This window comes from Cupriavidus sp. SZY C1, from assembly GCF_032190535.1.
GTDB classification, from domain to species: Bacteria; Pseudomonadota; Gammaproteobacteria; order Burkholderiales; family Burkholderiaceae; genus Cupriavidus; species Cupriavidus pauculus_C.
The window spans coordinates 26,107-48,220 of record NZ_JAUANU010000001.1 but is presented as its reverse complement, the minus strand read 5'-3'; the positions used below and the strand labels follow the sequence as shown (position 1 = coordinate 48,220).

At 66.6% G+C, this 22,114-nt stretch carries 20 protein-coding genes; 19 read left to right on the top strand and 1 reads right to left on the bottom strand.

Translation table 11 applies throughout. The features are described from left to right. The first annotated feature begins 3 nt into the window (after window positions 1-3). The 9 genes from QTN24_RS00210 to QTN24_RS00170 all read left to right on the top strand — a co-directional run bounded on the left by QTN24_RS00210 (window position 4) and on the right by QTN24_RS00170 (window position 10,499). Entirely contained in the window at window positions 4-1,179 is a 1,176-nt protein-coding gene (locus QTN24_RS00210; RefSeq protein WP_313834952.1) for an acyl-CoA dehydrogenase family protein, read from the top strand. 20 nt (window positions 1,180-1,199) lie between these two features. Next, a complete protein-coding gene (locus QTN24_RS00205; protein ID WP_313834951.1) occupies window positions 1,200-2,891 on the top strand; it encodes an AMP-binding protein in 1,692 nt (563 codons plus the stop codon). Further along, window positions 2,888-3,367, top strand: a complete 480-nt coding sequence (locus tag QTN24_RS00200; RefSeq protein WP_313834950.1) for a thioesterase family protein — start codon at window positions 2,888-2,890, stop codon at window positions 3,365-3,367. The genes QTN24_RS00205 and QTN24_RS00200 overlap by 4 nt, the downstream gene beginning before the upstream one ends. Then, window positions 3,361-3,774, top strand: coding sequence for a RidA family protein (locus QTN24_RS00195; RefSeq protein ID WP_313834949.1), 414 nt, complete (start codon window positions 3,361-3,363; stop codon window positions 3,772-3,774). Before QTN24_RS00200 ends, QTN24_RS00195 begins: the two co-directional genes overlap by 7 nt. 305 nt (window positions 3,775-4,079) lie before the next feature. Continuing rightward, window positions 4,080-5,228 (top strand): glutamine-hydrolyzing carbamoyl-phosphate synthase small subunit, encoded by a 1,149-nt coding sequence (gene carA / locus QTN24_RS00190; protein WP_313834948.1) that lies wholly within the window; start codon window positions 4,080-4,082, stop codon window positions 5,226-5,228. Window positions 5,229-5,271: 43 nt separating this feature from the next. Beyond that, entirely contained in the window at window positions 5,272-5,946 is a 675-nt protein-coding gene (gene leuE, locus QTN24_RS00185; RefSeq protein ID WP_124683906.1) for a leucine efflux protein LeuE, read from the top strand. Window positions 5,947-6,014: 68 nt separating this feature from the next. Continuing rightward, window positions 6,015-9,263 carry a carbamoyl-phosphate synthase large subunit gene (gene carB, locus QTN24_RS00180; RefSeq protein ID WP_124683907.1) on the top strand — a complete coding sequence of 1,083 codons (3,249 nt, stop codon included), beginning with the start codon at window positions 6,015-6,017 and terminating at the stop codon, window positions 9,261-9,263. A 240-nt stretch (window positions 9,264-9,503) separates the two neighbouring features. Next, window positions 9,504-9,980, top strand: coding sequence for a transcription elongation factor GreA (greA, locus tag QTN24_RS00175; protein ID WP_092594162.1), 477 nt, complete (start codon window positions 9,504-9,506; stop codon window positions 9,978-9,980). Window positions 9,981-9,995: 15 nt separating this feature from the next. Then, window positions 9,996-10,499, top strand: coding sequence for a DUF4149 domain-containing protein (locus tag QTN24_RS00170; protein WP_313834947.1), 504 nt, complete (start codon window positions 9,996-9,998; stop codon window positions 10,497-10,499). A gap of 92 nt (window positions 10,500-10,591) precedes the next feature. Here the strand turns inward: QTN24_RS00170 and QTN24_RS00165 are convergent, their stop codons facing one another. Then, window positions 10,592-11,095 (bottom strand): YhbY family RNA-binding protein, encoded by a 504-nt coding sequence (locus QTN24_RS00165; RefSeq protein ID WP_124683909.1) that lies wholly within the window; start codon window positions 11,093-11,095, stop codon window positions 10,592-10,594. 125 nt (window positions 11,096-11,220) lie between these two features. Between QTN24_RS00165 and QTN24_RS00160 the strand changes: the two genes are divergently transcribed. The 10 genes from QTN24_RS00160 to phoB all read left to right on the top strand — a co-directional run bounded on the left by QTN24_RS00160 (window position 11,221) and on the right by phoB (window position 22,052). Then, window positions 11,221-11,892: an RlmE family RNA methyltransferase gene (locus QTN24_RS00160; RefSeq protein WP_124683910.1), complete on the top strand. Its 672-nt coding sequence runs from the start codon at window positions 11,221-11,223 to the stop codon at window positions 11,890-11,892. Window positions 11,893-12,090: 198 nt separating this feature from the next. Further along, window positions 12,091-13,992, top strand: a complete 1,902-nt coding sequence (ftsH, locus tag QTN24_RS00155) for an ATP-dependent zinc metalloprotease FtsH (protein ID WP_124683911.1) — start codon at window positions 12,091-12,093, stop codon at window positions 13,990-13,992. Between the two features lie 126 nt (window positions 13,993-14,118). Next, window positions 14,119-14,988: a dihydropteroate synthase gene (gene folP, locus QTN24_RS00150; protein WP_313834946.1), complete on the top strand. Its 870-nt coding sequence runs from the start codon at window positions 14,119-14,121 to the stop codon at window positions 14,986-14,988. A 4-nt stretch (window positions 14,989-14,992) separates the two neighbouring features. Further along, window positions 14,993-16,339 carry a phosphoglucosamine mutase gene (gene glmM / locus QTN24_RS00145; protein WP_124683913.1) on the top strand — a complete coding sequence of 449 codons (1,347 nt, stop codon included), beginning with the start codon at window positions 14,993-14,995 and terminating at the stop codon, window positions 16,337-16,339. A 349-nt stretch (window positions 16,340-16,688) separates the two neighbouring features. Continuing rightward, window positions 16,689-17,720, top strand: coding sequence for a phosphate ABC transporter substrate-binding protein PstS (pstS, locus tag QTN24_RS00140; protein WP_124683914.1), 1,032 nt, complete (start codon window positions 16,689-16,691; stop codon window positions 17,718-17,720). Between the two features lie 130 nt (window positions 17,721-17,850). Then, a complete protein-coding gene (gene pstC, locus QTN24_RS00135; protein ID WP_124683915.1) occupies window positions 17,851-18,816 on the top strand; it encodes a phosphate ABC transporter permease PstC in 966 nt (321 codons plus the stop codon). Next, complete coding sequence (gene pstA / locus QTN24_RS00130) at window positions 18,813-19,715, top strand: phosphate ABC transporter permease PstA (RefSeq protein ID WP_313834945.1); 903 nt, start codon at window positions 18,813-18,815, stop codon at window positions 19,713-19,715. The genes pstC and pstA overlap by 4 nt, the downstream gene beginning before the upstream one ends. A gap of 43 nt (window positions 19,716-19,758) precedes the next feature. Further along, window positions 19,759-20,547: a phosphate ABC transporter ATP-binding protein PstB gene (pstB, locus tag QTN24_RS00125; RefSeq protein ID WP_061959259.1), complete on the top strand. Its 789-nt coding sequence runs from the start codon at window positions 19,759-19,761 to the stop codon at window positions 20,545-20,547. 57 nt (window positions 20,548-20,604) lie between these two features. Continuing rightward, entirely contained in the window at window positions 20,605-21,309 is a 705-nt protein-coding gene (gene phoU / locus QTN24_RS00120) for a phosphate signaling complex protein PhoU (RefSeq protein ID WP_124683917.1), read from the top strand. A gap of 35 nt (window positions 21,310-21,344) precedes the next feature. Beyond that, on the top strand, window positions 21,345-22,052 hold the full coding sequence (gene phoB, locus QTN24_RS00115; protein WP_124683918.1) for a phosphate regulon transcriptional regulator PhoB: 708 nt from the start codon (window positions 21,345-21,347) through the stop codon (window positions 22,050-22,052). Window positions 22,053-22,114: the final 62 nt, after the last annotated feature.

Genomic DNA, 22,114 nt, shown 5'->3' with positions numbered 1-22,114 from the left:
CGCATGAGCGACAAGACCTATCTCGACCTGCCGTTCTTCGACCCGGCGCACCGCCAGCTCGAAGCCGAACTGGACGCCTGGTGCGGCAGCCACCTGCGCGACATCGACCATCACGACGCCGACGCGGCCTGCCGCGCGCTGGTGCGCCAGCTAGGCGAGGCGGGCTGGCTGCGCTACTGCGTGCCGGCGGCGCACGGCGGGGCGCTGCCGGGGCTCGATTCGCGGGCGCTGTGCCTGCTGCGCGAGACGCTGGCCCGGCACGACGGCCTGGCCGACTTTGCGTTCGCGATGCAGGGGCTGGGGTCTGGCGCGATCACGCTGGCCGGCAGCGACGCCGTGCGCGCGCGCTACCTGCCGCGTGTGGCGCAGGGCCAGGCCATCGCCGCGTTCGCGCTGTCCGAGCCAGAGGCCGGATCGGACGTGGCGGCGATGCAGTGCAGCGCGCGGCTGTCGGACGACGGCAGCCACTACGTGCTGGACGGCGCCAAGACGTGGATCTCGAACGGCGGCATCGCCGATTTCTACTGCGTGTTCGCGCGCACGGGCGAGGCGCCGGGCGCGCGCGGCATCACCGCCTTCGTCGTCGATGCCGATACGCCGGGCCTGTCGATCGCCGAGCGCATCGACGTGATCGCGCCGCACCCGCTGGCCACGCTGCGCTTCGACCAGTGCCGGGTGCCCGTGGGCAACCGGCTGGGCGAGCCCGGGCAGGGCTTCAAGGTAGCGATGATGACGCTGGACATCTTCCGCGCGTCGGTGGCGGCGGCCGCGCTGGGCTTTGGCCGCGCCGCGCTGGACGATGCGCTGGCGCGCGCCACGTCGCGGCCGATGTTCGGCGGCGTGCTGGCCGACCTGCAGCTCACGCAGGCCGCCATCGGCGACATGGCGACGGCCATCGACGCCGCCGCGCTGCTGACCTACCGCGCCGCGTGGCTGCGCGACGTGCGGCAGCAGCGCACCACGCGCGAGGCGGCCATGGCCAAGATGGTGGCCACCGAGAACGCGCAGCAGGTGATCGACCGCGCGGTGCAGATCTTTGGCGGCCTGGGCGTCAAGGTGGGCACGCGCGTGGAGAGCCTGTACCGCGAAATCCGGTCGCTGCGCATCTACGAAGGCGCCACCGAAGTGCAGAAGCTGATCATCGCCCGCGAGACGCTGGCCGCGCGCCAGGCTCGCTGAACCGGTAACAGGAGACAAGCATGGCCGCCCCCGCAACCGCCGCAAGCGCAGCCCCCGCCACGCCCACCGCCCACGTCGACACGTTCGCGCGGGACCGCCTGCCGCCGCCCGAAAGCTGGCCGGTGTTCCAGTTCAACGCCGACACGCAGTATCCGGTGCGCTTCAACGCGGCCGTGGAACTGGTGGACCGGCATGTGGCGGCCGGCCACGGCGAGCGCGTGGCCGTGCGCCACGCCCCCGACGGCCGCATCGAGACCGTGACCTACGCGCAACTGGCGGCGCTGGTGAACCGGATCGCGCACGTGCTGGTGGCGGACATGGGGCTCGTGCCGGGCAACCGCGTGCTGCTGCGCGGGCCGAACAACCTGATGATGGCGGCAAGCTGGCTGGCGACAGTGAAGGCCGGGCTGATAGCAGTGCCGACGATGCCGCTGCTGCGCGCCAAGGAGCTGCGCCAGATCATCGACAAGGCGCAGGTGTCGGCCGCGCTGTGCGACGCGCGGCTGCGCGACGAGCTGGAGGCCAACCAGCGCGCCGGCGGCGAGCACCACTGCCCGACGCTGACCACGGTGCGCTATTTCAATGGATCGGGCGCCGATGCACTGGAAACGGCCATGACGGGCAAGCCGGATACGTTCAACGCCTGCGACACGGCCGCCGACGACATCTGCCTGATCGCATTCACCAGCGGCACCACGGGCCAGCCCAAGGGCACGATGCACTTTCACCGCGACGTGCTGGCGATGTGCGACCTGTTTCCGCGCCACGTGCTCAAGCCGACGCCGGACGACATCTTCTGCGGCACGCCGCCGCTGGCGTTCACGTTCGGGCTGGGCGGCATGCTGTGCTTTCCGCTGCGGATTGGCGCCAGCACGGCGCTGGCTGAGAAGCTGACGCCCGAGACGCTGCTCGGGCTGATCCAGGACCATCGCGCCACCGTGGTGTTCACCGCGCCCACGTTCTACCGGCAGATGGCGACGCTGGCGGGCCAGTACGACATCGGCAGCCTCAGGAAGAGCGTGTCGGCCGGCGAGGCGCTGCCCGATGCCACGCGCCAGGCGTGGAAGGCCGCCACCGGCATCGAGATGATTGACGGGCTGGGCGGCACCGAGATGATGCACATCTTCATTTCCAGCGCCGGCGCCGACGTGCGGCCGGGCGCCGTGGGCCGCGTGGTGCCCGGCTACGAGGCGCGCATCGTCGACGACGCCATGCAGCCGGTGCCGCCGGGCACCGTGGGCAAGCTGGCCGTGCGCGGGCCCACGGGCTGCCGCTATCTCGACGATCCGCGCCAGGCCGCGTACGTGCGCGACGGCTGGAACCTGCCCGGCGACACCTTCATGGCCGACGCGGACGGCTACTACTTCTACCAGGCGCGGTCCGACGACATGATCATCTCGGCCGGCTACAACATCGCCGGGCCCGAGGTGGAAGGCACGCTGCTGAAGCACGCGTCCGTGGCCGAATGCGGCGTGGTGGGCGCGGCCGATGCCGAGCGCGGGCAGGTGGTGACGGCCTACGTGGTGCTGCGGCCCGGCGTGGCGCCGGACGATGCCACGCGCACGGCGCTGCAGGAATACTGCAAGCGCGAGATCGCGCCGTACAAGTACCCGCGGCGCATCGAGTTCGTGGCCGCGCTGCCACGCACGGAGACCGGCAAGCTGCAGCGCTTTCGGCTGCGCCAGCTGGCGAACGAAGGGTCGCAGCCATGAGCGAGGTGTTCCGCAATCACGTGCGCGTGCGCTTTAAGCACTGCGACGCGGCCGGCATCGTGTTCTACCCGCGCTACTTCGAGATGCTGAACGACTTCATCGAGGACTGGTTCGCCGACTCGCTGGATTGGCCGTTCGATGCGATGCACGGCGCCGGCCACGCGGGCGTGCCGACCGCCACGCTGGACTGCCGCTTTGCCGCGCCGAGCCGGCTGGGCGAGCAGCTCACGCGCGAGCTGCGCGTGACGCACGTCGGCCGCACCAGCTTTGCCGTGGACATCCGCTTTGCCGGGCCCGATGGCGGCACGCGCCTGACCGTCGCCCAGCGGCTGGTTTGCGTCGACACGCGCGCGATGACCCCGCAGCCGCTGCCCGACGCCGTACGCACCGCGATGGCGCGCTACCTGGCCCCATCCGCGTCCCCGTCCCCCATACCGCTGCACCCAACGAATACTGAGAGACGACCATCATGCTGAAAACGTTGCAACCGCCCGGCTGGGCGCCTCCGAAAGGCTACGCCAACGGCATCCAGGCCGAGATGCAGGTGGGCAGCCGCCTGGTCTTCGTCGGCGGGCAGATTGGCTGGAACGGCCAGTGCGAGTTCGAGACCGACGACTTCGCGCTGCAGGTGGCGCAGGCGCTGCGCAACATCGTGGCGGTGCTGGAGCAGGGCGGGGCGCGCCCGGAGCACATTGCGCGGATGACGTGGTACGTCAAGGACAAGGCCGAGTACGTGGGCGCCTACAAGGCCATCGGCCAGCATTACCGCGACATCATCGGCCGGCATTTCCCGGCGATGACGGCGGTGGAGGTGGCCGACCTCGTGGAGCCGCGCGCCAAGGTGGAGATCGAGGTCACGGCCGTGGTGCCGCCGGCTGCGTGAATCGTTGCGGAAAGGTAAAGGCGGCGCAGGGGCGCGGCGGGCGGCGCGCCGCCTGTCCATCGTAAGTTCTTGAATACTTGAGAAATTGGGTGCGGCGGGATATAATTCGAAAGTTTCGCTTTCAGAACCCTTCACCCTAGCGCCTACCGTATTCCACCTTCCGCCGCCCTGTCTGCGCGGGCCTTTCATGCACTGCACAAATGTGATGAAAGCGTCATGCCGCAAAAGCCAGCCCGCCATGGGCTGCGCGGGGCACGAGGCGTTGAGCAGGTCGGTCACGGGGTGAGTCCAGCAGGAGCCTACCCGTGTTACCGTCTTTTCCGTCCGCCATCCTCGCGCTTGCAGACGGCACGGTCTTTCGTGGCTATTCCATCGGCGCTTCCGGCCATACGATCGGCGAAGTGGTGTTCAACACCGCCATCACCGGTTATCAGGAAATCCTCACCGACCCGAGCTATTCCCGGCAGATCGTCACGCTGACGTATCCGCATATCGGCAATTACGGCGTCAATCCTGAGGATGTCGAAGCCACGAAAGTCCATGCCGCCGGCCTGATCATCAAGGATCTGCCGCTTCTGGCCTCCAATTTCCGCAAGGAACACACGCTCGCCCACTACCTGAAGCAGGAAAAGGTGGTGGCGATCGCCGGTATCGACACCCGCAAGCTGACCCGCATCCTGCGTGAGAAGGGCGCCCAGAACGGCTGCATCCTGGCCGGCGAGGACAACGTCCAGAAGGCCATCGACCTGGCGCGCTCGTTCCCGGGCCTGGCCGGCATGGACCTGGCCAAGGTGGTGTCGGTCAAGGAACCGTACGAGTGGACCCAGACCGAGTGGAAGCTTGGCGAGGGCTACGGCAAGCAGGACAAGCCGCAGTTCCACGTGGTGGCCTATGACTACGGCGTCAAGTTCAACATCCTGCGCATGCTGGCCGAGCGCGGCTGCAAGGTCACGGTGCTGCCGGCCCAGGCCAGCGCCGCCGACGCGCTGGCGCTGAATCCGGACGGCGTGTTCCTGTCCAACGGACCCGGCGACCCCGAGCCGTGCGACTACGCCATCGCCGCCACGCGCGAGTTCATCGCGCGCGGCATCCCCACGTTCGGCATCTGCCTGGGTCACCAGATCATGGCGCTGGCCGTGGGTGCCAAGACGCTGAAGATGAGCACGGGCCACCATGGCGCCAATCATCCGGTCAAGGATCATGACGATGGCCGCGTGGTGATCACGTCGCAGAACCACGGCTTCGCGGTGGACGCGTCGACGCTGCCGGCCAACGCGCGCGTCACGCACACGTCGCTGTTCGACGGCACGCTGCAGGGCTTTGCGCTGACCGACAAGCCGGCGTTCTGCTTCCAGGGCCACCCGGAAGCGTCGCCCGGTCCGCACGACATCGCGTACCTGTTCGACCGCTTCACGAAGCTGATGCAGGACGCCCGCGCCAAGAAGGCGGCGTAAGCGGCGGTCCGGACGACAACGAGAACCTGAACGGGATGCGACCATGACGGAATTCATGCACGCCAGCTTCGGCATCACGGATTTCTGGACCTACGTGCTCGGTACGATCTTCATCGTGCTGCTGCCGGGGCCGAATTCGATGTACGTGCTGTCGGTGGCGGCCCAGCGCGGCGTGCGCGCCGGGTACAAGGGCGCGTGCGGGGTGTTCCTGGGCGACGCGATCCTGATGGTGCTGTCGGCGGCGGGCGTGGCCTCGCTGCTCAAGGCGAGCCCGGCGCTGTTCCACGTGGTCAAGTACGTGGGCGCGGCCTACCTGGCCTGGATCGGCTTCCAGATGCTGCGCGGCGCGCTGCGCAACTGGTCGAAGCCGGCCGGCGCGGACGGGCAGGGCGCCGCCGTGGCCGTGGACCGCGCGGCCAACCCGTTCACCAAGGCGCTGGTCATCAGCCTGCTGAACCCGAAGGCCATCCTGTTCTTCATCTCGTTCTTCATCCAGTTCGTCGACCCGCAGTTCGCGTATCCGGCGCTGTCGTTCGTGGCGCTGGGCCTGGTCTGCCAGATCTGCAGCTTCGCCTACCTGACCACGATCATCTTCGTGGGCGCGAAGCTGGCCGATGCGTTCCGCCGCCGCCGGCGCCTGTCCGCGGGCATGTCGAGCGGGGTCGGGGCCATGTTCATCGGCTTCGGCGCCAAGCTGGCGACCGCCACCCTGGGCTGACAGTTCAAACCTGATATCCGGCACGGCCAGCGCGGCACCGCGCGGCCGGCCAACAAAGAGAGCGTGCAATGCCAAAGCGCACAGACATCAAGAGCATCCTAATCATCGGCGCCGGCCCGATCATCATCGGCCAGGCGTGCGAATTCGACTATTCCGGCGCACAGGCCTGCAAGGCGCTGCGCGAGGAAGGCTTCAAGGTCATCCTGGTCAACTCGAACCCGGCGACCATCATGACGGACCCGAACACGGCGGACGTCACCTACATCGAGCCCATCACCTGGGAAGTGGTCGAGCGCATCATTGAGAAAGAGCGCCCGGACGCCATCCTGCCGACCATGGGCGGCCAGACCGCGCTGAACTGCGCGCTGGACCTGCACCGCCACGGCGTGCTGGACAAGTACAAGGTGGAGCTGATCGGCGCGTCGCCCGAGGCCATCGACAAGGCCGAGGACCGCCAGAAGTTCAAGGACGCGATGACCAAGATCGGCCTGGGCTCGGCCAAGTCCGGCATCGCCCACTCGATGGACGAGGCCGTGGCCGTGCAGTCGCGCATCGCCCAGGAAACCGGCTCGGCCGGCTACCCGATCGTGATCCGCCCGTCGTTCACGCTGGGCGGCACCGGCGGCGGCATTGCGTACAACCGCGAGGAATTCGAGGAAATCTGCAAGCGCGGGCTGGACCTGTCGCCCACGCGCGAGCTGCTGATCGAGGAATCGCTGCTCGGCTGGAAGGAATACGAGATGGAAGTGGTCCGCGACAAGGCGGACAACTGCATCATCATCTGCTCGATCGAGAACCTGGACCCGATGGGCATCCACACCGGCGACTCGATCACCGTGGCGCCGGCCCAGACGCTGACCGACAAGGAATACCAGATCCTGCGCAATGCCTCGCTGGCCGTGCTGCGCGAGATTGGCGTGGACACCGGCGGCTCGAACGTGCAGTTCTCGATCAACCCGGTGGACGGCCGGATGATCGTGATCGAGATGAACCCGCGCGTGTCGCGGTCGTCGGCGCTGGCCTCGAAGGCCACCGGCTTCCCGATCGCCAAGGTGGCGGCCAAGCTGGCCGTGGGCTACACGCTGGACGAGCTGAAGAACGAGATCACCGGCGGCCAGACCCCGGCGTCGTTCGAGCCGTCGATCGACTACGTGGTCACCAAGGTGCCGCGTTTCGCGTTCGAGAAATTCCCGGCGGCCGACAGCCACCTGACCACGCAGATGAAGTCCGTGGGCGAGGTGATGGCCATGGGCCGCACGTTCCAGGAATCGTTCCAGAAGGCGCTGCGCGGCCTGGAAGTGGGCGTGGACGGCCTGGACGAGAAGTCGACCGACCGCGACGAGGTGGTCGAGGAAATCGGCGAACCGGGCCCGGACCGCATCTGGTACGTGGGCGACGCGTTCCGCCTGGGCATGTCGCTGGAAGAGGTGTACGCCGAGACGGCCATCGACCCGTGGTTCCTGGCCCAGATCGAGGACATCGTCAAGACCGAGGGCGTGGTGCGCGGCCGGACGCTGGAAAGCCTGTCGGCCGCCGAGCTGCGCTTCCTGAAGCAGAAGGGCTTCTCTGACCGTCGCCTGGGCAAGCTGCTGAAGACCGACGCCAAGGCCGTGCGCCAGGCGCGCCTGGCGCAGAACGTGCGCCCGGTGTACAAGCGCGTGGACACCTGCGCGGCCGAGTTCGCCACCAACACGGCGTACATGTACGGCACGTACGAGGCCGAGCATGGCGAGTGCGAGGCCGACCCCACGGCCAACAAGAAGATCATGGTGCTGGGCGGTGGCCCGAACCGGATCGGCCAGGGCATCGAGTTCGACTACTGCTGCGTGCACGCCGCGCTGGCGCTGCGCGAGGACGGGTACGAGACCATCATGGTCAACTGCAACCCGGAAACGGTGTCGACCGACTACGACACGTCGGACCGCCTGTACTTCGAGCCGCTGACGCTGGAAGACGTGCTGGAAATCGTCGACAAGGAAAAGCCGGTGGGCGTGATCGTCCAGTACGGCGGCCAGACCCCGCTGAAGCTGGCGCTGGACCTGGAAGCCAACGGCGTGCCCATCATCGGCACGAGCCCGGACATGATCGACGCCGCGGAAGACCGCGAGCGCTTCCAGAAGCTGCTGCAGGAGCTGGGCCTGCGCCAGCCGCCCAACCGCACGGCCCGTGCGGAGGACGAAGCGCTGCGCCTGGCCGAGGAAATCGGCTACCCGCTGGTGGTGCGCCCGTCGTACGTTCTGGGCGGCCGCGCGATGGAAATCGTGCACGAGCCGCGCGACCTGGAGCGCTACATGCGCGAGGCCGTGAAGGTGTCGAACGATTCGCCGGTGCTGCTGGACCGCTTCCTGAACGACGCGATCGAATGTGACGTGGACGCCCTGTGCGACGGCCAGCGCGTGTTCATCGGCGGCGTGATGGAGCATATCGAGCAGGCGGGCGTGCACTCGGGCGACTCGGCGTGCTCGCTGCCGCCGTACTCGCTGTCGCAGGCCACCGTCGACGAACTGAAGCGCCAGACCGCTGCCATGGCTCGCGCGCTGAACGTGGTGGGCCTGATGAACGTGCAGTTCGCCATCCAGCAGAAGGGCGGCGAGGACGTGGTCTACGTGCTGGAAGTGAACCCGCGCGCGTCGCGGACCGTGCCGTACGTGTCGAAGGCCACCGGCCTGTCGCTGGCCAAGATCGCCGCGCGCTGCATGGCCGGCCAGTCGCTCGATTCGCAGGGGATCGGCGAGGAAGTCGTGCCGCCGTACTTCAGCGTCAAGGAAGCGGTGTTCCCGTTCAACAAGTTCCCGGGCGTGGATCCGGTGCTCGGACCCGAAATGCGTTCGACGGGCGAGGTGATGGGCGTGGGCAAGGTGTTCGGCGAGGCGCTGTTCAAGAGCCAGCTGGCCGCCGGTTCGCGCCTGCCCGAGAAGGGCACGGTTCTGATCACGGTCAAGGACAGCGACAAGCCGCGCGCCGTGACCGTGGCCCGCATGCTGCACGACCTGGGCTACCCGATCGTCGCCACGCGCGGCACGGCGTCGGCCATCGAGGCGGCGGGCATTCCGGTGCGCGTGGTGAACAAGGTCAAGGACGGCCGTCCGCATATCGTGGACATGATCAAGAACGGCGAACTGGCACTGGTCTTCACGACGGTGGACGAGACGCGCACGGCGATTGCCGATTCGCGCTCGATCCGCATCGCCGCGCTGGCCAACCGCGTGCCGTACTACACGACCATCGCCGGCGCCAACGCCGCGGTGGAGGGCCTGAAGCACATGCAGAGCCTGGAGGTCTACGACCTGCAGGGCCTGCACAAGCAGCTGGCCTGACGGTCCGCCGGGTCATGGCCCGATGCTGCGCCGCGGGAGACGCCCGGCGCGGCGCGGTCCGGCCGCCGGGTTGAAACCGGCGGCGGTTCTGGCCTACACTACGTCGAATTCGTCGATCGACCCGGCACCGTGCCGGGTCGATTCCATCTGAAAGCCGCGGTCGAGCGGAAGTGTCCCAGGAAGCTGTTGCCGGGACATGGTTCCAGCTCCGCTGCGGCTCATTTTTTTGTTGAACAAGACATGAGCACCATTCCGATTACAAAGCGTGGCGCCGAACTGCTCAAGGAAGAGCTGCAGCGCCTGAAGGCCGTCGAGCGTCCCGCGGTGATCAATGCCATCTCCGAGGCGCGTGCCCAGGGCGACCTGTCGGAAAACGCCGAATATGACGCGGCCAAGGAAAAGCAGGCGTTCATCGAGGGCCGAATCCAGGAAGTGGAGGCCAAGCTGTCTGCCGCGCAGGTCATCGACCCGACCCAGCTGGACACGGACGGCCGCATCGTCTTCGGGGCCACCGTGGACCTGGAAGACCTGGAGTCCGGCAAGGCCGTGAGCTACCAGATCGTCGGCGACGACGAGGCCGACCTGGATAGCGGCAAGATCTCCGTCAGCTCGCCGATCGCCCGTGCGCTGATCGGCAAGTTCGAGGGCGACGTAGCCACCGTGCTGGCCCCGGGCGGCGAGCGCGAATACGAAGTCATCACCGTCCGTTACATCTGACGCGGGCGGGACAGCGTGTTCTCGTCGTCGTATTCGAACCTGCCGCCGCTGCCGCACCGGATCTTCCTGCTGCTGACCGTGGTCTGGGCCGGCAGCCTGTGGACCACGGGCTACATGGTGGCGCCGACGCTGTTCGCCGTGCTGCCCAGCCGCGAGACGGCGGGCATGGTGGCCGGCCACCTGTTCCGCTACCAGGCCATCCTGGGCGTGACGGTCGGCGTGCTGCAGCTGGTGCTGTGCAACGTGCTGATCCGCCGTGGCGCGGCCCGCTACCGGGCCCTGCGCTGGATCGTGCTGGCGATGCTGGTATGCGTGCTGGCCGGGTACTTCGGGGTGCAGCCGTTCATGGAAGGGCTCAAGGTCAAGGCGCAGGCGATGAACCTGGGCGTGTCCGAATCGCCCTATCGCAGCCAGTTCGGCATGCTGCACGGCGTGTCGAGCGTGTTCTACCTTCTGCAGAGCCTGCTGGCCCTGGTGCTGGTGTGGCGCGCCAGCGCGCCGCGCGCCGCCGGCGAGTAAGCCGGAGCCAGGGCATGAAAAAAGGCGGCCGAGGCCGCCTTTCTTTCAGGGTCAGGGAACCGACCGGCGCGTGGCCGATCTGAACCTGCCGGTCAGCCCAGCGCCTTCTTCTTCTGGCTGGACGGACGGGCCCGGGCGCGCTTGACGTTGCCGGCCTGGGTGACGCGCTCGTTGCCAAGCACCTTGACGGCCGTGCGCGGCGCACGGCGCTGGCCCGAGCCGGCGGCCTTGCGGACCATCACCGTGCGCGGGGCGGCACCGGTGCCCAGCCGGCGGCGGGCGGCACCCAGGTCGTCGGGCTGGTTTTCCTGCAGGCGGGCGGGGCCCGGGCGCCAGATCACCAGCAGCTTGCCGATGTGCTGGATCGGGGCGGCGTCCAGTTCGTCGCAGATCGCCTCGTAGATGGCGATGCGGGTGTCGCGCTCGTCGCCGAACACCCGGATCTTGATCAGGTCGTGGGCCGCCAGGCTGCGGTCGATTTCGGCCAGCACGGCGCGCGTCAGCCCTTCGGCCCCGATCATGACCACGGGGTTGAGGCCGTGGGCGCGCGAGCGCAGGTCGGAACGTTGGGCGGGGATCAGGTGTAGGGCGGGCATCAGGGCAGCAAATTTCGGATTGGCGCGTATTATCCGCCAAAAATACGCCAGAATGTCGCCGCTGGACGGTAAATATCATCAAATCGGGGAAAAAAGCGCTCCCCGCAATCAGGCAAGTCTCAGGAATGGCCAAGGGCAAGAACAAGTTCAACCAGTCGTGGCTGCACGACCACATCAACGACCCCTACGTGAAGATGGCCCAGCGCGAGGGCTATCGTGCCCGCGCGGCCTACAAGCTCAAGGAAATCGACGACCAGGACAAGCTGATCCAGCCGGGGCAGGTCATTGTCGACCTGGGCGCTGCGCCGGGGAGCTGGAGCCAGTACGCGCGCAACAAGCTGGCGGCGTCCCCGCACGCCCGGGACGGCAAGCCGGACGGCGCCGTGATCGCCATCGACATCCTGCCGATGGAGCCCGTGGCCGACGTGACGTTCATCCAGGGCGACTTCCGGGAAGAAGACGTGTTCCGGGCGCTGGAAAAGGTGGTGCTGGAGGCGTCCGGCGGGTCCAGAATCGACCTTGTTATCTCGGACATGGCCCCCAATTTGTCCGGTGTGGCGTCCGCGGATGCGGCGCGGATCGAGTACCTGTGCGATCTGGCGCTGGAGTTCGCCCAGGCCCACCTGAAGCCGGAAGGGTCGTTGCTGGTCAAGTGTTTCCACGGTTCCGGCTACAGCCAGATCGTGGAGAAGTTCAAACGCCAGTTCAAGGTCGTCGCCAAGCGCAAGCCCAAGGCGTCGCGCGACAAGTCTTCAGAAACCTTCATTCTTGGGCGTTACCTGAAATCGGTGGACTGACATGACGACTGGCAGTGCAGGGCAGACCCCACGGAAGCAGGGGGCTCCGGGTTTGTGCCGGGGGCGCACCGGCTTGCCCGGCGCAGTCCGCTCGGGCACTATCAGGCCCATAGAATCAGATTTCCCTGTGGGGACGGACGCTGCATTACAATGCAATGCAGCTACCCGTTGGCAAGGCAATTGCAAAGGAGTTCGGCCTTGAATAACAACCTGTTTCAAAAGGCGGCAATCTGGCTCGTGATCGCGCTGGTATTGTTCACCGTCTTCAAGCAGTTCGACAAACCGCGCGCGCAGGACGGCGTTACCTATTCGCAGTTCATGGATGACGCCAAGAACGGCAAGGTGTCGCGCGTGGACGTGCAAGGCCGCAACCTCGTGGTGTCGCCCAAGGAAGGGGCGAAGTACACCATCATCTCGCCGGGCGACATCTGGATGGTCGGCGACCTGATGAAGTACGGCGTCCAGGTGACCGGCAAGGCGGACGACGAGCCCAACGTGCTGGTCCAGGCGTTGTACTACCTCGGACCGACGCTGCTGATCATCGTCTTCTGGTTCTACATGATGCGGCAGATGCAGGGCGGCGGGAAAGGCGGTGCCTTCTCGTTCGGCAAGTCCCGCGCACGCCTGATCGACGAAAACCAGAACGCCGTGACCTTTGCCGACGTGGCCGGTTGCGACGAATCGAAGGAGGAAGTGGTCGAGCTGGTCGACTTCCTCAAGGATCCTCAGAAATTCCAGAAGCTGGGCGGGCGCATCCCGCGCGGCGTACTGCTGGTGGGCCCCCCGGGTACCGGCAAGACGCTGCTCGCGCGTGCCATCGCCGGCGAAGCCAAGGTGCCGTTCTTCAGCATCTCGGGCTCGGACTTCGTTGAAATGTTCGTCGGCGTGGGCGCGGCCCGCGTGCGCGACATGTTCGAGAACGCCAAGAAGCAGGCGCCCTGCATCGTGTTCATCGACGAAATCGACGCGGTCGGCCGCCATCGTGGCGCCGGCATGGGCGGCGGCAACGACGAGCGCGAGCAGACCCTGAACCAGATGCTGGTGGAGATGGACGGCTTCGAGGCCAACTCGGGCGTCATCGTGATCGCCGCGACCAACCGTGCCGATGTGCTGGACAAGGCACTGCTGCGTCCGGGCCGCTTCGACCGCCAGGTCTACGTCGGCCTGCCGGACATCCGCGGCCGCGAGCAGATCCTGAAGGTCCACATGCGCAAGGTGCCGATTGGCAACGACGTCGACGCCTCGGTCATCGCACGCGGTACGCCGGGCTTCTCGGGTGCCGACCTGGCCAACCTGGTCAACGAGGCCGCGCTGTTCGCCGCCCGCCGCAACAAGCGCGTGGTGGACATGCAGGACTTCGAGGACGCGAAGGACAAGATCTACATGGGTCCGGAGCGCAAGTCGACCGTCATGCGCGAGGAAGAGCGCAAGGCGACGGCTTACCACGAGTCCGGCCACGCCGTGGTGGCCAAGCTGCTGCCGAAGGCGGACCCGGTGCACAAGGTCACGATCATGCCGCGTGGCTGGGCACTGGGCGTGACGTGGCAACTGCCCGAGCATGACAAGTACTCGAAGTACAAGGACAACATGCTTGAGGAAATTGCGATCCTGTTCGGCGGCCGGGCCGCGGAAGAGGTCTTCCTCAACGCCATGAGCACCGGCGCTTCGAACGACTTCGAGCGGGCCACGAAGATTGCCCGCGACATGGTCACCCGCTTCGGCATGAGCGATTCGCTGGGCGCGATGGTCTACGTCGACACCGAGCAGGACGGCATGTTCGGCAAGCTGTCGTCGAAGACCGTGTCGGAAGCCACGCAGCAGAAGGTGGACGCTGAGATCCGCACCATCATCGACACCCAGTACGCACTGGCCAAGCGCCTGCTGGAAGAGAACCGCGATAAGGTCGAAGCCATGACCAACGCGCTGATGGAGTGGGAAACGATCGACGCCGACCAGGTGAACGACATCATGGCCGGCAAGCCGCCGCGCCCGCCGCGTAACCTGCAGGGCCCGAGCGGTGGCGGCAGCACGCCTCCGGGCGGCTCGCCGGTGGCGCCGAGCAACGCGCCGGCGACGGCGCGCGTCGACGACATGGCGTAAGCGCGTTTTCCCTGGCGGAGACCGCCGCGTAACAGACCGTTTGCGACGGTTTCAAACGCGGCGGAATCTGATAGCCTGCAAAGCCGGTGCCTGGTGCGCCGGCTTTTTGTTTTCAGGACGTACAACTTGTCGACCGAGTTCTTCCAGTGCGGGCGTTACCGCTTCGCCCGCAACCGCCGCCCGCTGGTGATGGGCATCCTCAACGTGACACCCGATTCCTTCTCGGACGGCGGCCAGCATGCCAGCCGCGACGCGGCGCTGCGCCATGCCGAGCAGATGATTGCCGAGGGTGTGGACATCATTGATATCGGCGGGGAGTCGAGCCGGCCGGGGTCGGCCGCGCTGCCGCTGGACCAGGAGCTCGACCGCGTGTTGCCGATCGTCGAGGCGCTGACTGGATGCGGCAAACCGTTGTCGATCGACACCTACAAGCCTGAGGTGATGCGTGCAGCACTGGCGGGCGGAGCCGATTTGATCAACGATATCTGGGGTTTCCGCATGCCGGGCGCCGTGGAGGCCGTGGCGGCCGGCCAGGCGGGCCTGTGCGTCATGCACATGCAGCGCGACCCCCAGACGATGCAGGAAGACCCCCAATACACCGACGTGGTGGCCGAAGTGGCCGACTTCCTGCGCGAACGGGTGTCAACCCTGCGCGCGGCGGGTGTCGACGATGCACGCATTTCGCTCGATCCGGGCTTTGGCTTTGGCAAGACGCCGGATCATAATCTGCGCCTGCTCGGAAAACTGCCACGCCTGGCTGTCGACGGGCTGCCGGTGCTGGCGGGCCTGTCGCGCAAGTCGACGCTCGGTGCCATCGTCGGCGGCAAGCCGCCGCAGGCCCGGGTGGCGGCCAGCATCGCCGCGGCGGTCTGCGCCGCCGAGCAGGGTGCTTTCATCGTGCGCGTGCACGACGTAGAACAAACCGTGGACGCCCTCAAGGTCTGGTGGGCGATCCGCCATGAATCAGTTGCCCCGCAAGGGCAGCAAGGAGAATGAACAGATGACACGCAAGTATTTCGGGACGGACGGTGTGCGCGGCAGGGTGGGCGAGTCGCCGATCACGCCGGACTTTGTGATGCGGCTTGGCTACGCGGCCGGCAAGGTGCTGGCGCTGGGGCAGAAGACGTCGCAAGGGCGGCCCACCGTGCTGATCGGCAAGGACACGCGGATTTCGGGCTACATGCTCGAAGCCGCGCTGGAAGCCGGGTTCACGGCTGCGGGCGTCAACGTCCGCCTGACCGGCCCGCTGCCGACGCCGGCCATCGCCTACCTGACCCGGGCGCTGCGCCTGGCGGCTGGCGTGGTGATTTCCGCGAGCCACAACCCGTACTACGACAACGGCATCAAGTTCTTCTCGGCCGCCGGCGACAAGCTGCCCGACGAGGTGGAATCCCAGATCGAGGCGCTGGTCGAGCAGCCGATGACCTGCGTGCGCTCCGAAGACCTGGGCCGCGCCAAGCGCATCGACGATGCCGCCGGCCGCTACATCGAGTTCTGCAAGAGCACCTTCCCGTACGAGCAGGACCTGCATGGGCTGCGGATAGTGGTGGACTGCGCGCATGGCGCGGCGTACCACATCGCGCCGCACGTGTTCCATGAACTGGGTGCCGAGGTGATTCCGATTGGCAACCAGCCCGACGGCCGCAACATCAACGCCGGCTACGGCGCGACGGCCCCGGAAAAGCTCGTGGAAGCGGTGCGCGCCCATCGCGCCGACCTGGGCCTGGCGTTCGACGGCGACGCGGACCGGCTGCAGGTGGTGGACGCCAACGGCCGGCTGTTCAACGGCGACGAACTGCTGTACCTGATCGTGCGCGACCGCCAGGCGGCCGGGCACAAGGTGGAAGGCGCGGTCGGCACGCTGATGACGAACATGGCTGTGGAACTGGCGCTGCAGCGGCAGGGCGTGGAATTTGTCCGCGCCAAGGTTGGCGACCGCTACGTGCTCGAGGAACTGAACAAGCGCGGCTGGCAGCTGGGCGGCGAAGGCTCGGGCCACCTGTTGTGCCTGGATCGTCACACTACCGGCGATGGCATCGTGTCCGCGCTGCAGGTGCTGGCGGCGCTGCGCCGCAGCGGCAAGACGCTGGCGCAACTGCTGGAAGGCGTGAACCTGTTCCCGCAAACGCTCATCAACGTCCGCGTGGAAAAAGGCTTCGACTGGCAGAGCCATGCCGGCCTGAAGGCCGCCCGCGAGCAGGTGGAGCCGGAACTGGAAGGGCGCGGCCGCGTGCTGATCCGCGCGTCGGGCACCGAGCCCGTGGTGCGTGTGATGGTGGAGGCCGAACAGGTCGAAACCGCCGAGCGCGCCGCGCAGCGTCTGGCCGACGCCTTGCGTACCGCCTGACGCCACCTTGCTGCCCGGACGCCGGCCGCCTGCACACGGCGCGTCGGGCGAATCCCCGAAAGCCACGGCAACCTGCCGTGGCTTTTTTCTTCCTGTTTGGCAATTAACCGCCATAGGTTTCCCGACAACGTCCAGGCGTGGCCGGCAAGGCGGGGCTGAGGCGTTGACACAAAGGGAGTGATGAGTAAAGCACGAAAGTGCGACGTTTTCGTGACGCGGCCGGTGATATCGGCCATTTGGGGGAGAGCTTGAAGAAGATTTCGGGATGTCACGGAACTGTCATACAAGCGGCATACAGTTCGCCTTGTCAAAAATTTGTCATTCCCAACCAATGTTCTCTGGAGGACATATGAAGCTGGTCAAGACTGCCGTAGCAGGCATCGTGTCGATTGTGGTGGCGGGTACTGCGTTCGCGGCGGAAATTACCGGTGCTGGCGCTTCCTTCCCGGCGCCCGTGTATTCCAAATGGGCGGACGCCTATCAAAAAGCAACGGGTAACAAGGTCAACTATCAATCCATCGGTTCGTCGGGCGGGATCAAGCAGATCAACGCCAAGACGGTCGATTTCGGCGCGTCGGACGCCCCGCTGAAGGACGAGGAACTGGCCAAGGGCAACCTCGTGCAATTCCCGACCGTGATCGGCGGCGTGGTGCCGGTGATCAACCTGCAAGGCGTGAAGCCGGGCGAGCTGACCATCACGGGCGACGTGCTGGCCAACATCTACCTGGGCAAGATCAAGAAGTGGGACGACCCCGCGATCAAGGCCCTGAACCCGAAGGCCAAGCTGCCGAGCCAGGACATCCTGCCGGTGCGCCGCGCCGACGGCTCGGGCACGACGTTCATCTTCACGAACTACCTGTCGAAGGTCAGCAATGACTGGAAGAGCTCGGTGGGCGAGGGCACGACCGTGAACTGGCCGGGTGGCGGCACGGGCGGCAAGGGCAACGAGGGCGTGGCCGCCTTCGTGCAGCGCCTGAACGGCGCCATCGGCTACGTCGAGTACGCCTACGCCAAGCAGAACAAGATGACGTACCTGACGATGAAGAACTCGGCGGGCGAAGTGGTGCAGCCCAGCGACGACGCCTTCAAGGCCGCCGCCGCCGGTGCCGACTGGAACAAGACGTTCTACCAGATCCTGACGAACCAGCCGGGCAAGGGCGCTTGGCCGATCGCCGGCGCCACGTTCATCCTGGTGCACAAGAACCAGGAAAAGCCGGCCCAGGGCCAGGAAGTGCTGAAGTTCTTCGACTGGGCCTACAAGAGCGGCGCCGCCATGGCCACGGAGCTGGACTACGTGCCGCTGCCGGAAGCCGTGGTGAACCAGATCCGCACGACGTGGAAGCAGAGCGTCAAGGACGGTTCGGGCAAGGCCCTGTACTAAGCTGGTGCTGTACTGAAGCCCGACCCGTCGCGCAGCGCCCCGCCGGCCCTTGGCCGGCCCCGGGCCGCGTGACGGTGCCACGGCGGCCGGACGGCTGCCGTGGCGCATGTTCCACCTACCGATTTCCATCATGGCGACTACGTCCGATCTCCCCGCCGTCCGGCCTCCCAGCCGCCTTGGCGACATCCTGTTCGGCGGCCTGACCCGCGGCGCCGCCATCGTCACGCTGTTGCTGCTGGGCGGCATCATCGTGTCGCTCGCCATCAGCGCCTGGCCGTCGATCAAGCAGTTCGGCCTGCCGTTCCTGTGGTCGGCCGAATGGGACCCGCCCGCCGACGTCTACGGCGCGCTCGTGCCGATCTACGGCACCCTGGTGACGTCCCTGATCGCGCTCATCATCGCCGTGCCGGTCAGCTTCGGCATCGCCCTGTTCCTGACCGAGCTGTCGCCCGTCTGGCTGCGCCGGCCGCTGGGCACCGCCATCGAGCTGCTCGCCGCCGTGCCGTCGATCGTCTACGGCATGTGGGGCCTGCTCGTGTTCGCGCCGATCTTCGGCGAATATTTCCAGAAGCCGCTCGCCAACACGGTGGGGCAGGTGCCGGTGATCGGCAAGCTGTTCCAGGGCGCGCCGCTGGGCATCGGCCTGCTGTGCGCGGGCGTGATCCTGGCGATCATGATCATTCCGTACATCGCCTCGGTGATGCGCGACGTGTTCGAGGTGACGCCGGTCCTGCTCAAGGAATCGGCCTACGGCATCGGCTGCACCACGTGGGAAGTGATGTGGAAGGTCGTGCTGCCCTACACGCGCGCCGGCGTCATCGGCGGCATCATGCTGGGCCTGGGCCGCGCGCTGGGTGAAACGATGGCCGTCACGTTCGTGATCGGCAACACCAACCTGCTCGACAACGTCTCGCTGTTCTCGCCCGGCAACAGCATCACCTCGGCACTGGCGAACGAGTTCGCCGAAGCCGGTGCCGGCCTGCATACCGCAGCGCTGATGGAACTGGGCCTGATCCTGTTCTTCATCACGTTCGTCGTGCTGGCCCTGTCCAAGATCCTGCTGTTGCGCCTTGCCAAGAATGAGGGTGGCAAATGAACCAAGCCAGTCAAGCCGTATCGACCTCGTCCATTCCCGCTGTTCGTCCGGATTCCGACGCCATCCGCGGCCGGCTCCAGGGCTCGCGTCGCCGCACCAACGCCTTTGCGCTGACCGCGTCGCTCGCGGCCATGGCCTTCGGGCTGTTCTGGCTGGCGTGGATCCTCTGGACCACGATCTCGCTGGGCGTGGGCGGCCTGTCGATCGACCTGTTCACGCAGATGACGCCGGCCCCGAACACCGCCGGCGGCGGCCTGGCCAACGCCATCTTCGGCAGCTTCGTGCTGGTGGGCATGGCCACGCTGGTCGGCACGCCGCTGGGCATCCTGGCGGGCATCTACCTCGCCGAGTATGGCCAGAAGTCGCCGCTGGCGAGCCTGATCCGCTTCATCAACGACATCCTGCTGTCGGCGCCGTCCATCGTGATCGGCTTGTTCGTCTACGCGCTGGTGGTGACGCGCATGGGCCACTTCTCGGGCTGGGCCGGCGTGTGCGCGCTGGCGCTGCTGCAGATTCCCATCGTGGTCCGCACCACCGAGAACATGCTGAACCTGGTGCCGAACGCGCTGCGCGAGGCCGCGGTGGCCCTGGGCACGCCGAAGTGGAAGATGGTGATGTCGATCACGGTCAAGTCGTCGTACGCGGGCATCGTGACCGGCGTGCTGCTGGCCGTGGCCCGGATCGCCGGCGAAACCGCGCCGCTGCTGTTCACCGCGCTGTCCAACCAGTTCTGGAGCGCGGACCTGAACAAACCGATGGCCAACCTGCCGGTGACGATCTTCCGCTTTGCCATGAGCCCGTTCACGGAATGGCAGCAACTGGCCTGGGCCGGCGTGTTCCTGATTACTGTCGGCGTGCTTGCGTTGAACATCGTCGCGCGCATGCTGTTCAAGAAATAACCGGCGCCTCCAGCCAACTACCGAATTCAAGCGAGACATCAGCATGACCTCTACCGTCATCGATATTCCCGATACCGTGCGCGCCAAGATCGACGTCCGGAACCTGAACTTCTACTACAACCAGTTCCACGCGCTGAAGAACATCAACATGTCGATCCCGGACCGCAAGGTCACGGCGTTCATCGGCCCGTCGGGCTGCGGCAAGTCCACGCTGCTGCGCACGTTCAACAAGATGTTCGCGCTCTACCCGGAGCAGCGCGCCGAGGGCGAGATCAACATGGACGGCGAGAACCTGCTGACCAGCAAGCAGGACATCTCGCTGCTGCGCGCCAAGGTGGGCATGGTCTTCCAGAAGCCCACCCCGTTCCCGATGTCGATCTACGACAACATCGCGTTCGGCGTGCGCCTGTTCGAGAAGCTGTCGCGCTCGGAAATGGACGACCGCGTGGAATGGGCGCTCTCCAAGGCCGCGCTGTGGAACGAGGCCAAGGACAAGCTGCACCAGTCGGGCTACGGCCTGTCGGGCGGCCAGCAGCAGCGGCTGTGCATCGCCCGCGGCATCGCCATCCGCCCCGAGGTGCTGCTGCTGGACGAGCCGTGCTCGGCGCTGGACCCGATCTCCACGGGCCGCATCGAGGAACTGATCGCCGAGCTGAAGGACGAGTACACGGTCGTGATCGTGACGCACAATATGCAGCAGGCCGCGCGCTGCTCGGACTACACGGCGTACATGTACCTGGGCGAGCTGATCGAGTTCGGCGAGACCGAGAAAATCTTCATCAAGCCGCACCGCAAGGAAACCGAGGACTACATTACCGGCCGCTTCGGTTGATCCGGGGCGGGCAGCGCAGGACCCATCCAGCATTCGGCAAGCGGCCAGGAGCACACCATGACTGACAAACACCTGTCGACCCAGTTCGACGCCGACCTCAACGCGATCAACACTAAGCTGCTGCAGATGGGCGGGCTGGTGGAGTCGCAGATCGAAATGGCCATGCGCGCGCTGGCCGACTTCGACGCCGACCTGGCCGACCAGGTCATGGTGCGCGAACAGCAGCTCAACTCGCTCGAAGTCGAGATCGACGCGGACTGCGGCAACATCATCGCCCGCCGCCAGCCCACCGCGCGCGACCTGCGCCTGGTGATGGCGATCTCCAAGACGATCACGAACCTGGAGCGCGCCGGCGACGAGGCCGAGAAGATCGCCAAGCGCACCAAGCACATCATGGAAGATGCGGCTGCGCACAACATCAACTATGCCGAGGTGAAGCTGTCCGGCGAGATGGCCATCAACCTGCTGCGCCAGGCGCTGGACGCCTTTGCGCGGCTCGACACCGTGGCTGCCGCGCGGATCGTCAAGGACGACAAGGCCATCGACGAGGAATTCCGCGCCTTCGTGCGCAAGCTGATCACCTACATGATGGAAGACCCGCGCACGATCTCGGTGGCGCTGGACTTCCTGTTCATTGCCAAGGCCGTCGAGCGTATTGGCGACCACGCGAAGAACATCGCGGAATTCATCATCTATATCGTGAAGGGCACGGACGTGCGCCATGCCTCGCGCGAAGACATGGAGCGCGAAGCATTAAGCTGACGACGCGCCAGGACTGATAAGCGGAGAAAAAATACATGCCAAGCAGTATTCTCGTTGTCGAGGACGAACCGGCCATCGCCGAGCTGATTGCCGTCAATCTCCAGCACGCGGGACACTATCCCATTCGCGCCTACAACGCCGAGCAGGCCCTGTCGCTGATGAGCGACGTGCTGCCCGACCTGGTGTTGCTGGACTGGATGCTCCCGGGCAAGTCCGGAGCCACCTTCGCCAAGGAGCTGCGGACCAACGACCGCACCAAGCAGATTCCGATCATCATGCTCACCGCCCGCAGCGAGGAGCAGGACAAGGTCATGGGCCTGGAAGCCGGTGCGGACGACTACGTCACCAAGCCGTTCTCGCCCAAGGAACTGCTGGCGCGCATCAAGGCGGTGCTGCGCCGCCGCGCGCCGCAGCTGACCGACGACGTGGTGGCCATCAACGGCCTGCGGCTCGACCCGGCCACGCATCGCGTGACCGGCCAGGACGAGACCGGCCCGATCAAGCTGGACCTGGGCCCCACCGAGTTCCGCCTGCTGCACTTCCTGATGACTCATCCGGAGCGTGTGCACAGCCGGTCACAACTGCTGGACCAGGTCTGGGGCGACCATGTGTTCGTCGAGGAGCGGACCGTCGACGTCCACATCAAGCGCCTGCGTGCGGCGCTGACGCCGGGCGGCTACAGCAACATGATCGAGACCGTGCGGGGCAGCGGCTACCGTCTGGCGCGATCGCCAAATCACTGACGCCGGCCGGGCCGGCGGCGGTGCAGCGGGGGCCGCGCCGGCCGATAGCGGATAATGCCGGG